Origin of the sequence: Rhodovulum kholense (genome assembly GCF_003053725.1) — a bacterium.
GTDB lineage: Bacteria > Pseudomonadota > Alphaproteobacteria > Rhodobacterales > Rhodobacteraceae > Rhodovulum > Rhodovulum kholense.
This window is the reverse complement of the sequence record NZ_QAYC01000004.1, coordinates 115,832-130,712: the sequence shown is the minus strand read 5'-3', so window position 1 is coordinate 130,712 and position 14,881 is coordinate 115,832. Positions and strand designations below refer to the sequence as shown.

Sequence of the window (14,881 nt, the reverse complement as noted above, 5' to 3'; positions counted from 1 at the left end):
CTGACTGTGCCTGTCGGCGTCACTCGACAGAGACCCCGCGTTTGGCGCACCGGCTGATCGCGTTTCGGGGCGGCCGGCGCAGTCCGCCTGTTTTTTCAGTAAGCCGCTGGGACCTGCGCAAAATACGGGCAAATCAGGCGGGGATTTTGCAGGAATCACCATGAGCCTTGCCCGCCCACCGCCTTGAGTCGGAAAATCTGACTTCGAGGACGAGACGGGCGTTCCGGCATCGGGTCAAGGCGGACGGGGGCTGATCGCCCCGGCCGCATCGAGGCCTTGGCTGCCGGATTTCGCGCGGATCGGCAGTTGCCAAAGACCCTGCGGCGGATAGAGTGCACTATGGCCAACGCAATGCCATCAGGGAAAGAAAGGGCCACATCATGAAATTCAGTACACTCCTTGCAGGCGCCTCGGTCGCGCTGACGGTGACGGCGGCGGCTGCCTCCGCGCAGGACATGTCGTTCTTCCGGATCGGTACGGGCGGCACGGCGGGCACCTATTATCCGATCGGCGGGCTTCTGGCGAATGCCATCTCGAACCCGCCCGGGTCGCGGTCGTGCGAAGAGGGCGGCTCGTGCGGCGTGCCGGGCCTGGTGGCCTCGGCGCTCTCCTCGAACGGCTCGGTCGCGAACATCAACGGCATCGCCGGGGGCACGCTGGAATCGGGTTTCGCCCAGTCCGACGTTGCCACCTGGGCCTATTCCGGCACCGGGATCTGGGAAGGCAAGCCCGCGGTCGAAAGCCTGCGCGCCATCGCCAACCTCTATCCCGAAAGCATCCACCTGGTGGCTGACGCCGCCTCTGGCATCAAGAGCGTCGCCGACCTGAAGGGCAAGCGGGTGTCGCTGGACGAGCCGGGCTCGGGCACGCTGGTCGACGCGCGGATCATCCTCGAAGGCTACGGCCTGTCGGAAAGCGACGTCACCGCCGAGTTCCTGAAACCCGATCAGGCCGCGGACCGCATGCGCGACGGCGCGATGGACGCCTTCTTCTTCGTCGGCGGCTATCCGGCGGGTGCGATCGCCGAGCTGGCCAGCCAGCATGACGTGACCCTGGTGCCGATCTCCTGCGAAGAAGTGCCGGCGATCTGCGAAACCTACAGCTTCTTCGCGTCCAATACGGTGCCGGGCGGCACCTATGAGGGCGTGGACGAGGACACGACCACCCTGTCGGTGGGCGCGCAATGGGTGACCAGCGCCAGCCAGCCCGACGACCTGATCTACGGCATCACCAAGGCGCTGTGGAACGAGAACACCCGCAAGCTTCTGGATGCGGGCCATTCCAAGGGCAAGCTGATCACCGCGGATACCGCGCTTGACGGTGTCGGCATCCCGCTTCATCCGGGTGCGGAACGCTTCTATCGCGAAGCGGGTCTGATCCAGTGATCGCGAACCGCGCGGCGCGATTTGCGCGGCGCGTCTGATCGGGGTGGGGCCGCGGCACGCTCGCGGCCCTTTCCGTTTAAACGACAGGGTGGGCAAGCATGACCGAGAACCGGACTGAAACGGCGCAAGGCACGGCAACCGAGACGCTCAGCGCCGAGGATCTGAAGGCGCTGGAAGAGAAGTTCGATCCCGAGATGCGGTTCCGGACAGTGGCGCGGCCGCTGGCGATGCTGGCTGCGGCGATCATGTTCCTGCTGTCCTGCTATCACTATTACACGGCCGGTTTCGGCATTCCCCCGGCGACGACCCATCGCGGGTTGCATATGGGGGTGACGCTGCTGCTGGTCTTCCTCAGTTTCTCGGCCTTCGGCGGGAAAGAGGTGCGCCCGGGCCCGCTGGCGCCCTGGGGCATGCCGCTGATCGACTGGGTCCTGGCCGGTGCCGGTCTGGTCGCGGCGCTGTACGTGCCCTGGATCTATGCCGATCTGGCATTCCGGGTGGGCAACCCGTTGCCCGTCGATATCGCGATGGGGACGATCCTGATCGTCGTTCTTTTGGAGGCGGTGCGCCGCTCGATGGGTTGGCCCTTGCCGGTGATCGCGATCCTGTTCATCGCCTATGCCTATTTCGGGCGCTCGATGCCGGGCATTCTTGTGCATCCCGGCGCCAGCTGGTCGAACATCGTCAACCATCTGTACCTGACCTCGCAGGGGATCTACGGCACCGCGCTGGGCGTCATCGCGACCTATGTGTTCCACTTCGTTCTGTTCGGCGTGATGGCCTCTCGGATCGGGCTGGGGCAGTTGTTCATCGACATCGCCTCGGCGCTGGCCGGGCGCTATGCGGGCGGTCCGGCCAAAGTCTCGGTTGTGTCCTCGGCCCTGTTGGGGTCGATTTCGGGCTCGTCCATCGCCAATACGGTGACCACCGGCGCGCTGACCATTCCGGCGATGATCCGGATCGGCTATCCCCGGCATTTCGCGGCGGCGGTCGAAGCCGCCTCGTCCACCGGCGGGCAGATCACGCCGCCGGTGATGGGGGCGGTCGCTTTCCTGATGATCGAGTATCTGGGCGTGCCGCTGACCACGATCCTGACCGCAGCTCTGGTGCCCGCCTTCATGCATTTCTTCGGCGTGCTGGTGCAGGTCCATCTTGAGGCGCGCCGCCTCGGCCTGCGGGGCCTGCACCCGTCCGAGCTGCCCAATGCGTGGCGGGTGTTCCGCAAGGGCTGGCTGTCGGTGCTGCCGCTGATCCTGCTGATCGCGATCCTGCTGTCCGGGCGCACGCCCTTTGCCGCTGCCTTCTGGTCGATCACCGCCTGCATCGGGGTGCTGCTGATCCAGAAGATTTCCGAGGGCGGCCTGCTGGACGGGCTGAAGGGCGCCGCCTACGAGGTCTGGGAAGGCTTCGTGCTGGGCGCGCGCCAGTCGTTGGCGGTCACCGCCGCGGCGGCGCTGGTGGGCGTGGTGATCGGGGTGGTGACCCTGACCGGCGTCGGCTTCAAGATCGCCTATATGGTGACCGGTGTCGCCAGCGGCTGGGCCAATGACGTCCATGGCTGGCTGGCGGTGTTGCCGATCGAGCTGATGACGGTGCCGACGCTGACGCTCTTGTTCACGCTGATGCTGACGGCGGTGGTCTGCATCCTGATGGGCTGCGGCATTCCCACGACGGCCAATTACATCATCATGGTGGCGGTGGCTGCGCCGATCCTCGGCCTGCTGGGCGTGCAGCCGCTGGTGGCGCATTTCTTCGTCTTCTATTACGGCGTTCTGGCCGACATCACGCCACCTGTGGCGATGGCCGCCTATGCCGCGGCCGGGATCGCCGGGGCCAATGCCTTCAAGGCCGGGAACACCGCGTTCCGGCTGGGCATGGGCAAGGTGCTGGTGCCCTTCGTCTTCGCCTTCCAGCCCGCGCTGTTGCTGGTGACCGACGGTTTCACCTGGTCGGCCTTCTTCCTGGCCGCCTTCGGGGCGGTGATGGGGATCTGGGCGCTGGCGGCGGCGGTGTCGAACTGGCTGTTCGCGCCGCTCCATTGGGCCGAAAGGATCCTGCTGGTCATCGCGGCGCTGCTGCTGGTCGCGCCCGATACCGGGGCGACCGTGGTCGGACTGGCGCTGTTCCTGCCTCCCGCGCTGCGGCAGCTGGCCTTCCGGCGGCGGAGCATGGCGTGAGGCGAAGGGATGGGAGACGGCGATGGCCCAGGTGATCTTCTATGAAAAGCCGGGTTGCGTCGGCAATGCGCGGCAACGGGCGGTTCTGACGGCCTCGGGACACGCGCTCGACCGTCGCGACATCCTGAGCGCCGGGTGGACAGCCGAAACCCTGCGCCCCTTCTTCGGCGACCGGCCGGTCCGCGAATGGGTCAACGCCAGCGCGCCGCGCGTCAAGTCGGGCGAGATCCGGCCCGAGGCGCTGACCGAGGCCGAGGCGATGGACCTGATGCTGGCCGATCCGCTGCTGATCCGCCAGCCGCTGATGCAGGTCGGAGAGGTGCGGATGGCCGGGTTCGATCAAGCGGCGGTGGCCGACTGGATCGGCCTTGCGCCCACCCGGGTGCCAGTCACCGACGCGTGCCCGCGCCGTCGCGAGGCGCCGCCCTGCGCGCCGCCGGACGCTTAGGGGGGGCGGGGCGCGGTGCGGACGGGGCGGGGGGCGCCTTCGGGGCGCCCGGCCGCGATCTGGTCAGCCGTTGTAGTCGGCGTCGGCGACCTTCTCCATCCAGGTGACCGGCGATCCGTCGATGCTTTCCTGAATGGCGATATGGCTCATCGCGGTTTCCGCCGAGGCGCCGTGCCAGTGCTTTTCGCCGGCCGGGAACCAGACGATGTCGCCCTGGCTGACCTCTTCGACCGGGCCGCCCTCGCGCTGGACGCGGCCGCGGCCGAAGGTGATGATGATGGTCTGACCGGCCGGATGGGTGTGCCAGGCGGTGCGTGCGCCGGGTTCGAAGGTCACATGGCTGCCGCCGGTGCGGCCGGGCTCTTCGGCCTGGAACAGCATGTCGACACGGACGGTGCCGGTGAACCAGTCGTCGGGACCTTTCATCGAGGCATTGCTGCCCGAACGGATGATCTTCATGGTCGTTCTCCTTTGGTTGGGCGCGGGCTCAGCCGCGCAGCTTGTCGAAACGGTAGGTCAGGGCCGGACCGCCGGGTTGGTTGCAGGCCAGTTCCGCGGTCACCATGGCAAAGGGCTCGGCGAACCGGCCGGTCCGCAATCCGCCCGCATCGGGCGGCTCGAAGCCGATGTCGCGGACCAGGCTGGCGGCGATGTCCTTGGCCCCGGCATCGTCGCCATAGACCGGCAGATGCGGGGCCGGGGCCTGCCCCTTGCGGGCGAAGACCGGCCGCAGGCTTTCCGACGGGCTGGTGTTGAAGCAGGCGACCCAGCGGGCGTGGGGCCGCATCCGGGCCAGCTCTTCGGCGCCCGAGGCGGTCGGGCCGAAAAGCATCGCTCTTTCGTCCGGGACCGAACAGCTTAGCACGACCCGGTCCGCCAGGTCGCCGGCCTGATCCAGGACTTCGGGGATGCAGGCCCAGGGCAGGGCCAGCTGGATCGCAGCGGCGCCAACCACGGCCTCGGCCACGCTGCCCCGCAGTCGCGGGCCATGGCGGCAAGCCGGTCGGGGTCGCGGGGCCAGGCAAGGGTGACCTCGTGGCCGCGAGCGGCCCCCATATGCCCCGATCCGAGAATGCCGATTCTCATGGACCCCTCCTGCGGTTGCGCGGCGGCCTCGGCGGCGGCGGTGGCGTTGTCCAAGCCGGTGTAGAAGGCCAGATGGGTGATCGTCTCGGACAGCTCGGCCGGGGTCACGCCCGCGTCGAGCGCCAGTTCGATACGGCGTTGCAGGGTGTCGGTCTCGTGCCGGGTCATCAGCGCCGCGAAGGTGACCAGCGCGCGGTCGCGGACCGAAAGCTTTTCGCCGGTCCAGACCGACCCGAAGAGATCGTTCTTCGAATAGGCCTCGAGCGCGGGAGAAACGCGGTCGACATCCTGGGCGGCGGCTACGGACGAGATCAGGGAAAGGCCCGAGACCGGGATATGGGTCTTCATGGGGCGCTCCTGTCGGGAATTTTCAGTTTACCCGGCAGATGTGGCGCCATCCGGGCCGGGCTTAATACCCGGACTCTTCACGCCACTTATGCAACACACTCATAGGCAGACCGTCATCTCCGGTCCCGCAGGGCCTCCAGAACCGCCTCGAAGGCCGAAGACGGCCGCTGGCGGCTGGGGTAGTAGAGATGGAAACCGGGAAAATAGGGTGAGTAGCTTTCGAGACAAACGGCCAGCCGCCCCGCCGCCAGATGTTCGGCCGCCAGCCGTTCGGGCACCAGCGCCAGCCCGTGCCCGTCGACCGCGGCGCGCAGCACCGGGTTGACGGTGTTGAAGCAGACCTGGCCCTGGACCTTGACCCGGATCTCGGTGCCGTCGGCATCCTCGAATTCCCAGGCATAAAGCGCGCCATGGGTCGACAGCCGCAGGTTCACGCAGCGATGCCCGGTCAGGTCCTGCGGGGTTTCCGGCACCCCGGCCTCGGCGAAATAGTCGGGCGCACCGACGCAGACCATCCGTTCGTCGGGACCGATCCGCATCGAGATCATGCCCTCGCTGACCTGCTCGCCATAGCGCACGCCCGCGTCACATTGCGAGCTGGCGAGGTCGGTATAGCCGTAGTCCATCACCAGCTCGATATTGACCGAGGGGTATTTCTTCAGAAGCGGCGACAGCTTGGGCCAGAGCAGCGACTCGATGGCATATTCGACGGCGACGATGCGCACGGTGCCGGTCGGCGTGTCGCGGGACTCGTTCAGCGCCATCAGCCGCGCCTCGATCTTCTCGAAACACGGGTTCAGCGTCGCCAGCAGGTCTTCGCCCTCGAGCGTCGGCGCCACCGACCGCGTCGTGCGGGTCAGAAGCCGCAGGCCCAGCCGCTGTTCCAGCCCCTTGATGGTGTGGCTCAGCGCCGATTGCGAAACGTTCAGGCGCGCGGCGGCCTTGGTGAAGCTGCGCTCTTCCGCGACAGCGGCAAGCGCGATGAGGTCGGTGATGTTTTCGCGAAGCATGTGAGAGGACCGGATCTTGGATCATGACGGATGTTCTCGCGATATATGGCCTCTGCTCATGGGGCCAATCATTATCCTGCCATCGGGGTCGTCGAAGGCGGTCGTGGGAGGCAAACCGCCTTCGACGTCGGTGGCGCGCTCGCCGCAGGTCACCGCCGACCCGTCGACGTTCTCCTGCACCGCATAATGGGTCACAGAGGTCGTCGCGGTCGCGCCATGCCGGTGTTCGACGCCCGGCGGGCACCGGACCACGTCGCCGGGCTGCATGACCTGCTTGTCCTTGCCGCGTTCCTGCATCCAGCCGGTGCCCGCGGTCACGATCAGCATCCGACCGCCCGGATGGGGGTGTCAGGCCGACCCCGCGCCGGGCAGGAAGGTGACCTCGCCGGCGCTGACCGAGGCCATGTCGGGACCGAAGACCGGGGCGACATAAACGGTCCCCGAGAAGGTCTCGGCGCTGCCGACCTGGCCGGCGCGGCTTTCCGCAGGGGTGATCTGCATCGATTGCGAAAGGGCCGCGGGGGCGGCGAGGACGAGCGCCAGAGTTGCCAGGGTCCGTTTCATCTTGGGTCTCTCCTCGCTGTGCTCGGGGCGACCGGTCAGGCCGGTGTCCCGGACATGGGGCGGGCGCGCGGGATAATTCCCGGCGGGCCAAATCCGGTCATTAGCAGGCTTCACGACTGGATCTCGTAAATGCCGCACCGGCATATTCATGACAGCCGGTCATGAGCGGCTTGAGCGCCTGCGCGATTATCCTTGGTGCCGGAATGCGGCAGCATCTTCGCCGTCTTCGCCCTGTATGTGGTCCGCATTGCAGACCTCGGCAGCGTGCGACGTCACCGAAACTGCATCAAGGGAGCCAAAATGTGCGATTCCTGCAATGCGAAGGCTGAACTGCTGACCTGAAGCGGCGAAAGCCGCCGCACCTTCCTGCGAACCGGCACCGCGATGGCCACCGCGCCGCTGGCCGCCGCCGTCTTCGCCGGTCCGGCCCGTGCCCAGGAGACCGGAGGCGCGGCGCTGGCACCGTCCGAGGTTCAGGCCTGCCCCGGTTCCACATCCCGCAGGAAGGCGAGTGCCGAGACATGACCAGGATCACTTTCATTACCGGAGACGCGGTGCTTTCCGCCACGCTGGACGACACGCCCTGGGCCGACGACTTCGCGTCGCTGCTGCCAATGGAGGTGACGCTGGGCGACTATCACGGCATCGAGAGGGTGTCGGATCTGCCGCGAAAGCTCCGGACCGAGAAGCCACCCGCGCGCTATGCCGCGCGCGCAGGCGACATCGCGACCCATGCTCCGTGGGGCAATCTCGCGATCTTCGTCAAACCCTTCGGCGCCACCCCGGGGCTTGTCCGGCTTGGCGCCTTCGACGGGGACTTCGGCGCCCTTCTCAAAAGCGGCCGCGTTCCGGTCCGCATCGAAATCGCCCGATAGTCGGCAGGGCCCTCCGGTTCCCGCCCACCCGGCAGAGCGCTCGCGGGCCGGAGTTCGTCCCGCACGTCCCAAAGCTGCCCCCGCCCCTGCGATCCGGTGCTTCGGGAGCGTCGCGCGGAATGCCCCGGCGGTTGTTTCGCAATTCCCGACGCCGCGGTTTCTCTTACCCGATTTATGCCATTTTTGCGGGTTAAGCCCCTGTTCATGTCCGCGTTCTAAAGCTGGGGGCGGGTGAATCGAGGTGGTGCTATGGCCGTTGGAACCAACGCGCCGGTCATCATCAAACGAAAGAAGGTTGTCGGTGGCGACGGGCATCATGGCGGTGCCTGGAAGGTCGCGTATGCGGATTTCGTCACGGCGATGATGGCCTTCTTTCTGCTGATGTGGCTGTTGAACGCGACGACAGAGAAACAGCGAAAGGGCATTGCGGATTACTTCAATCCGACAATTCCGGTGAACCGTGTGTCCGGGGGCGGCGAAGGCGCTTTCGGCGGCGATTCGATCTTTTCCGAGGAAACCCTGATCCAGCGGGGCACGGGGGCGACCCAGCCCAGCCCCTCGCCCGACCGTCAGGCGAAGGGCGAGATCGGCAGCGGTCCGGTCGAGCAGAAGGACGACAAGGGAACCAATTCCGCCGATGCCGAGGCCGAGACCCAGGCTCTCAAGAAGCTTGAGGACATGATCAACGGCAAAAGCGGCGAGACGATCCTGAGCGAGCAGATGATGCGGCACGTCGTGACGCGACTCACCGATGAGGGTCTGATCATCGAGCTGTTCGATATCGAGGGGGTCCCGCTCTTCGATGCGAACGACCGGCCTACCGAGATCCTCGAACAGCTGACCGAGGTGATCGGCGGCGCCTTTGGCGTGGTGCGCAACAAGGTGTCGGTCGCCGGTCATGTCAGCGCGCGCCCCGTCGTTCTGCTGGACAACCCGGTCTGGGACATCTCGACTCTCCGTGCGCAGACGGTGCGCAAGATGCTGGAGGACCACGGCGTGGCCCCGGCCCGGATCGAGCGTGTCACGGGCTTTGCCGACCGGAAACCCGCGGTTTCGCGGCCGATGGCGGTGCGCAACAACCGGATCGAACTGACCCTGCTCCGGTCGGATCTGAGAAACTAAGGAAAATTTTGAATGTTAGGGCCGCGTTAAAGACAAGGGTCGTACCTCTGGCCTAACGGGAACAGCAGCAAAGAGGCGCACCCAAATGACGATTTCTTCCTCGCTCAACGCAAGTGTCGCCGGTCTCGCGGCGAACGCCACTCGCTTGGCGACGATCTCCGACAACATCGCGAACTCATCGACCTACGGCTACAAGACGGCCAATGCCGATTTCCATTCGATGGTGATCAACTCGTCGCGCGGGACCTATTCCGCCGGCGGTGTCCGCACGACGACGACGCGGATGATCGATCAGCCGGGTGCGCTCCTGACTACCGCGAATGCCACCGACCTCGCGGTCCGCGGCCGCGGTTTCCTGCCGGTGATGACCCAGTCCGAGCTGATCTCGAAATCGGGCAACTACACCATGTACATGACCACCACCGGGTCGTTCCGCACCGACGAGGATGGATATCTGAAGACGTCGACCGGGCTTGTCCTCATGGGCTGGCCCGCCGATGCCGATGGCTCGATCCCGTCCTATTCGCGCGATACCACCGACGATCTGCAGCCGATCCAGATCCAGACCAACCAGTTCGCGACCGAACCGACGACCGAAATGACGATTGGCGTGAACTTGCCCGCCACCGAGACGGCCTACGATTCGGCTTCGCCCACCGGCACGCCGCTGCCGTTGTCGGTCGAGTATTTCGACAACCTTGGTACGTCGCAGAGCATCGAGATCAATTATACTCCCGATACCTCGGTCGCGGGCCTGTCGAACAGCTGGAACGTGACGTTGACCGACTCGGCGACCGGGGCCGTCGTAGGCGATTACGATCTCGTCTTCTCCGATACCCAGCAATATGGCGGGACGCTGGAAAGCGTTACTGCCAATACGGGCGGCGCCTGGGATCCGGCGACCGGGGTGCTGACGGTGCAGGTGGGTCCCAACGGGGACACGATGTCGATCAATATCGGCGCCCAGCACAGCCGTTCGGTCACGGTCCAGCTCTCGGACAGCTACGGTCCCACCACGATTACCAAGAACGGCTTCCCGGTCGGCAATATGACCTCGATCGAGATCGACGCGAACGGCATGGTCAGGGCGAACTTCGACACCGGGATTACCCGCACGCTCTATCAGGTGCCGATCGTCGACGTGTCGAACCCGAACGGTCTCTATGCCCATGACAACCAGTGCTACAGCCCGTCTGACACCAGCGGCTCGTTCTTCATGTGGGATGCCGGCGACGGGCCGACCGGGGATGTGGTGAGCTTCGCGCTCGAAGAATCGGCGACGGACGTTGCCGGAGAACTGACCGATCTGATCCAGACTCAGCGGGCCTATTCATCGAACGCGAAGGTCATCCAGACCGTCGACGAGATGCTCCAGGAAACGACCAACATCAAACGGTAATCTGTCCCGGCGGCGGGAAGAGGAGGTGACACATGAGCCTGAGCGCGAGCCTAGCCAACGCCCTATCCGGCCTCAATGCCGCTTCCCGCGGTGCCCAGGTCGTTTCGTCGAACGTATCGAACGCGCTGACCGAAGGCTATGGCCGGCGCGTTCTGGAAACCACGCCCAACACCGTCTCGACGTCGGGCAGCGGTGTGAAGATCGTCGGGGTGCGCCGCGATGTGAACCAGCAGCTGATCGGCGACCGGCGCCTCGCAGATGCGGCCTCGGCCGAGGCCGAAGCCCGCGCCGACGGTCTCTCGAAGCTTGAGGCTGCGCTCGGAACGGCTGACAGCGCCGATTCGATTTCCAGCAGCATTGCCGCCTTCGAATCGGCCCTCGCCGCGGCGGCCAGCAGACCCGACAGCGACGCTCGGCTTGCCACGGTGCTGTCGGCGGCACAAAGCCTCACCGACAGGATCAACGATGCGGCCGATGCCATCCAGCAATCGCGGATGGATGCTGAATCCGGCATCGCATCGAGCGTTCAGACCCTGAACGATACGCTTCAGCAGATCTCCGAACTCAACACCGAGATCTGCAAGCAATATTCCTACAACAACGACGCCAATGCGCTTGTCGATCAACGCCAGATCCTGATCGACAAGCTCGCCGAAATCGTCCCGATCCGGGAGATCCCGCGCGACAATGGTATGGTGGCTCTTTACACCGAGAACGGCGCTGCCCTGATCGACGGCCCTCCGGCCGAATTCTCCTTCTCGAGCGCCGGCGTGATCGTTCCCCAAATGACGGTCGAAGGCGGGGCCCTCAATGGCCTCTACATGAACGGCAAACCCGTCAAGGTGTCGGGCACCTACGCGGCGATGGGCGGCGGAAGTCTCGAAGCCCTGTTCGAACAACGTGACATCACGGCGGTTCAGGCGCAGACCGATCTGGATGCGCTCACGCGCGACCTGATCGAACGTTTCCAGGATCCGGCCGTCGACTCCTCGCTCGGGGCGACCGATGCAGGTCTCTTCACCAACTTCGGCGCCGCTTTCGATCTTGTGTCCGATCCCAATGCGGAAACCGGCCTGTCCACGCGGATCGGCGTGAACGCACTCGTCGACCCCGATCAGGGCGGCGCGCTCTGGCGGCTCCGCAGCGGGTTGATGGCCGGGTCGGCGGGTTCGGTTGGCGATGCGAGCCTGCTCAATTCCATGTCCGATGCGTTGACGGCCAGCCGCACCCCAAGCTCCGGTTCCTACACGACCCAGGCCTTCACCATGGCCGACCTCGCGTCCGAAGTGGTTTCGGGCATCTCGGTTCGCGCGCAATCGGCCATCGACCAGTCCACGTTCAGCACTGCCCGCGCCGCGACGCTTCGGGAGGCCGAACTCGCGGACGGTGTCGACACAGATTACGAACTGCAGATGCTGATGGTCTTCGAAGAGGCGTACGCCGCCAACGCGAAGGTCATGCAAACGATTGACGAACTGATCAACATGTTGATGGAGCTTTGAGTCATGTCCTTAATCTCTATGGGAGATCTGGCGCAGAGCCTCGGGCTTCGCACGCGCAATGCCGAGGTCAAGGCGCAATTCACACGCCTGACAGAGGAAATGGTCAGCGGGGTGACCTCTGATCCGGCCGCTCGTGTGCGGGGCGATTTCCGCCCTCTCGGCGCGATCGAGCGCAGCTTGACGATGCTCGACGCCTATGACCTTGCGACATCCGAAACCAAATCGACGGCGGAGGTCATGCAAGCGGCGCTGGGCGTTCTCAGCGATACGGCGAAGGACATCGGTTCGACCCTGATCAACGGTTCGTCGGGGCAGCATGAGAACATGATCGCCGCGGCGGGCCAGGAGGCGGATGAACAATTCCGCCAGGTCGTTGCCGCCCTGAACACGCGGTTTGCCGGGCGGTCGTTGTTCGCCGGCGATGCGACCGATGCACCGGCGCTGGCAAGCGCCGATACGATCCTGTCTTCGATCGGGAGTGCGATCAGCGGCCTGACCAGTGTCACCGACATCGAAACCGCGATTGACAACTGGTTCAACTCCCCCGGAGGTTTCGACACCGTTGCCTATCAGGGCTCCACAACGGCAGTCGGGACGGTTCGCCTCAACGAGACAGAAACCATCCGCCTTGACGTCACCGCCATGGACCCGGCCATCCGCGATGTGCTGAAGTCCTTGGCGACAGGTGCGCTTCTGGCAGACCCGGCGCTTCTTTCAGGGAACCCCGTGCTGAGGTCGCTTCTGGCCGAATCTGCAGGCGAAGGTCTTCTGACCGCCGACAGCGCCCTGACCGACGTTCGGGCGCTGCTTGGGGTCCGCCAGGAAAAGATTGAGTCGATCGAGACCGAAAACAGTGCCAACCGGAAGACGCTTTTGCTTGCCCGCGATGGTGTGATTGGCCTCGATCCGTACGAAACCGCCACCCAGATGGAAGCCGTCGAATCCCAGATCGATGCGCTCTATACGGTCACGGCGCGTCTGGCGCGCCTCAGCTTCACGAACTACATGTCATGATCAGCCGCCTGACCCTTCTGCTTGCCGCCCTTATCCTCGCCTTTCCGGCCTTTTCGGCGCCGATCCGTATCAAGGATCTGGTGGAGTTCGATGGGGTTCGGGGCAACGATCTGGTCGGATACGGCCTTGTCGTCGGTCTCAACGGGACCGGCGACGGGATCCGGAATGCGCCCTTCACCGAAGAGATCATGTCCAACATTCTCGAACGGCTTGGCGTTAACGTTACCGGAGAGCAATTCCGGCCCAAGAACGTTGCGGCTGTTCTGGTCACTGCGAGCCTGCCGCCCTTTGCCCGCGCCGGGTCTCAGATCGACGTGACCGTTTCAGCCATCGGCGATGCCAAAAGCCTTCTGGGCGGCACTCTGGTGATGACGCCGCTGAACGCGGCCGACGGTCAGATCTATGCGGTGTCGCAGGGCGCCGTGATCGCTGGCGGCGCTTCGGCAGAGGGCGACGGCGCGAAGGTCGTCGAAGGCGTTCCGACATCGGGCGTTATCCCGTCCGGGGCGCGGGTCGAGCGTGAAATCGATTTCGATTTCGGGTCGCTCAATCGCCTGCGCTTGGCGCTGCGCAACCCCGACTTTACCACGGCGGGGCGGATCGAAGCCGCGATCAACAATGATTACGGCCGCGGTGTTGCACGCATGGTCGATTCGGGCACCGTCGTGCTTGACATTGGTGCAACCCGCGCGGCGTCGCCTGCGCATGCTCTGCAACGCATCGAGGGGATCATGGTCGAGCCCCAGCAGAAGGCGACGGTCGTGGTCGACCAACGATCGGGTACCATCGTGATGGGGGAAGACGTACGCATTTCTCGCGTGGCGGTGTCTCAAGGCAATCTTACGTTGCGTGTGCAGGAAGAGCCACTGGTCATTCAGCCGAACCCCTTCGCGCAAGGGCAGACCGTCGTCGTCCCGCGGACCAGGGCGTCCCTTGAAGAAGATCCGGGAACGGGTCTGGCCGAGATCAACGAAGGAACATCTTTGTCAGAAGTGGTCGCGGGGCTGAACGCCTTGGGGGTTTCTCCGCGCGACATGATCGACATTCTCAAGAGCATCAAGGCGGCTGGGGCTTTGCATGCGGATTTTGTCGTCCGGTGATCCCAGTATCGTGATCCTGTCCCGTGGCGTTCTGCATTTGGCGCTGGTTTTGGCCGTGATGCTCGGTGCGGGCCGGCTTGATCGGGATGTCACGGCAAGCAGGCCGATGACGGAATGATCGCCCATCGGTGCGACCATTCCTGCGCCTTGACGCCGGCGTCGAGAGGACAGCGCGAAGAAGGCGGCGCCGATCCTCAGCGAAGGCCCCGGGACGTTTGCCGGATGACGGCGATCTGGGCATAGCCGCGGAAGAGCACGCGATGGCTCGCCGCGCCGCCGGTCTCTGCCGCGACGCGACCTACGACCCCGGCGAGGTCGGTGCGGGGCTCCACATGGAACCGCGCAAGCCAAGCCCGAAGCCCCCTTCCGAAAGCCTCCGGCAGTTCCGCCTGATCGTGAAAATCGACGATGTGCAGCGTGCCGCCCGGGGCCAGATGGCGCACTGCTTCGCGGATCGCCTCGGGCCAGTCGGGCATCATCGAAAGCGCGTAGGAAATTGCGATCCGGTCGAATGCGCCGGTGCCGAACAGCGCGTTGGGGTCGAAGCGGCGCGCGTCGCCCTCGGCCAGCAGCGCCCGACCGTTCAGGCGAGCCGAGGCGGTGCGCAGCATCTCGCGCGAGATGTCGAGCCCGAACAGCCGGCGGCCGGGATAGCGCGCGCCGATCCGGGCGAGGTTCCGGCCGGTGCCGCAGGCAATCTCCAGCACCCGGCCCTGCGCGGGCGGGTCGAGATCGGCGATCAGCCGGTCGCGGCCCAGCAGGAACCAGGCCCGGGTCGCATCGTAGATCAGCCGCTGATGCCGGTAGGTGGCATCCATCAGCGCCGCGTGCTCGGTCGTGTCGGTCATGGC

At 65.4% G+C, this 14,881-nt stretch carries 15 protein-coding genes and 1 pseudogene; 9 read left to right on the top strand and 7 right to left on the bottom strand.

Features of this window, described 5'->3' with window-relative positions; all coding sequences use genetic code 11:
• Positions 1–380: 380 nt before the first annotated feature.
• The 3 genes from C8N38_RS07125 (at position 381) to C8N38_RS07115 (ending at position 4,010) form a co-directional block, all read left to right on the top strand.
• Positions 381–1,385 (top strand): TAXI family TRAP transporter solute-binding subunit, encoded by a 1,005-nt coding sequence (locus tag C8N38_RS07125; protein WP_108025606.1) that lies wholly within the window; start codon positions 381–383, stop codon positions 1,383–1,385.
• A 98-nt stretch (positions 1,386–1,483) separates the two neighbouring features.
• On the top strand, positions 1,484–3,562 hold the full coding sequence (locus C8N38_RS07120) for a TRAP transporter permease (protein ID WP_108025604.1): 2,079 nt from the start codon (positions 1,484–1,486) through the stop codon (positions 3,560–3,562).
• A 22-nt stretch (positions 3,563–3,584) separates the two neighbouring features.
• The gene (locus tag C8N38_RS07115; protein WP_108025602.1) at positions 3,585–4,010 is read left to right on the top strand and encodes an ArsC/Spx/MgsR family protein; all 426 of its coding nucleotides are present in this window, start codon (positions 3,585–3,587) and stop codon (positions 4,008–4,010) included.
• A gap of 63 nt (positions 4,011–4,073) precedes the next feature.
• On the opposite strand, the gene C8N38_RS07110 is transcribed toward C8N38_RS07115, so the two are convergent.
• The 6 genes and pseudogenes from C8N38_RS07110 to C8N38_RS21845 all read right to left on the bottom strand — a co-directional run bounded on the left by C8N38_RS07110 (position 4,074) and on the right by C8N38_RS21845 (position 7,018).
• Positions 4,074–4,469, bottom strand: coding sequence for a (R)-mandelonitrile lyase (locus C8N38_RS07110; protein WP_108025600.1), 396 nt, complete (start codon positions 4,467–4,469; stop codon positions 4,074–4,076).
• A gap of 28 nt (positions 4,470–4,497) precedes the next feature.
• Positions 4,498–4,842, bottom strand: coding sequence for an NAD(P)-binding domain-containing protein (locus tag C8N38_RS21620; protein WP_215731108.1), 345 nt, complete (start codon positions 4,840–4,842; stop codon positions 4,498–4,500).
• Between the two features lie 26 nt (positions 4,843–4,868).
• Positions 4,869–5,444 carry a carboxymuconolactone decarboxylase family protein gene (locus C8N38_RS21855; protein WP_245895585.1) on the bottom strand — a complete coding sequence of 192 codons (576 nt, stop codon included), beginning with the start codon at positions 5,442–5,444 and terminating at the stop codon, positions 4,869–4,871.
• A 113-nt stretch (positions 5,445–5,557) separates the two neighbouring features.
• On the bottom strand, positions 5,558–6,454 hold the full coding sequence (locus C8N38_RS07095; RefSeq protein WP_108025598.1) for a LysR family transcriptional regulator: 897 nt from the start codon (positions 6,452–6,454) through the stop codon (positions 5,558–5,560).
• 21 nt (positions 6,455–6,475) lie between these two features.
• Positions 6,476–6,790 (bottom strand): annotated as a pseudogene (locus C8N38_RS21850) (cupin domain-containing protein); the annotation flags it as partial.
• Between the two features lie 12 nt (positions 6,791–6,802).
• Positions 6,803–7,018: a cupin domain-containing protein gene (locus tag C8N38_RS21845; protein ID WP_245895581.1), complete on the bottom strand. Its 216-nt coding sequence runs from the start codon at positions 7,016–7,018 to the stop codon at positions 6,803–6,805.
• Positions 7,019–7,539: 521 nt separating this feature from the next.
• Here C8N38_RS21845 and C8N38_RS07085 point away from each other — a divergent pair.
• The 6 genes from C8N38_RS07085 to C8N38_RS07060 all read left to right on the top strand — a co-directional run bounded on the left by C8N38_RS07085 (position 7,540) and on the right by C8N38_RS07060 (position 14,030).
• Positions 7,540–7,893 carry a cyclophilin-like fold protein gene (locus C8N38_RS07085; protein WP_108025597.1) on the top strand — a complete coding sequence of 118 codons (354 nt, stop codon included), beginning with the start codon at positions 7,540–7,542 and terminating at the stop codon, positions 7,891–7,893.
• 249 nt (positions 7,894–8,142) lie between these two features.
• Positions 8,143–9,015, top strand: coding sequence for a flagellar motor protein MotB (locus C8N38_RS07080; RefSeq protein WP_108025595.1), 873 nt, complete (start codon positions 8,143–8,145; stop codon positions 9,013–9,015).
• A gap of 85 nt (positions 9,016–9,100) precedes the next feature.
• Positions 9,101–10,414: a flagellar hook protein FlgE gene (locus tag C8N38_RS07075; RefSeq protein WP_108025593.1), complete on the top strand. Its 1,314-nt coding sequence runs from the start codon at positions 9,101–9,103 to the stop codon at positions 10,412–10,414.
• Positions 10,415–10,446: 32 nt separating this feature from the next.
• Positions 10,447–11,916: a flagellar hook-associated protein FlgK gene (gene flgK / locus C8N38_RS07070; protein ID WP_108025591.1), complete on the top strand. Its 1,470-nt coding sequence runs from the start codon at positions 10,447–10,449 to the stop codon at positions 11,914–11,916.
• Between the two features lie 3 nt (positions 11,917–11,919).
• Positions 11,920–12,930, top strand: a complete 1,011-nt coding sequence (locus C8N38_RS07065) for a flagellin (protein WP_108025589.1) — start codon at positions 11,920–11,922, stop codon at positions 12,928–12,930.
• A complete protein-coding gene (locus C8N38_RS07060; RefSeq protein ID WP_108025587.1) occupies positions 12,927–14,030 on the top strand; it encodes a flagellar basal body P-ring protein FlgI in 1,104 nt (367 codons plus the stop codon). The genes C8N38_RS07065 and C8N38_RS07060 overlap by 4 nt, the downstream gene beginning before the upstream one ends.
• 194 nt (positions 14,031–14,224) lie before the next feature.
• On the opposite strand, the gene C8N38_RS07055 is transcribed toward C8N38_RS07060, so the two are convergent.
• Positions 14,225–14,878 (bottom strand): class I SAM-dependent methyltransferase, encoded by a 654-nt coding sequence (locus C8N38_RS07055; protein WP_108025585.1) that lies wholly within the window; start codon positions 14,876–14,878, stop codon positions 14,225–14,227.
• Positions 14,879–14,881: the final 3 nt, after the last annotated feature.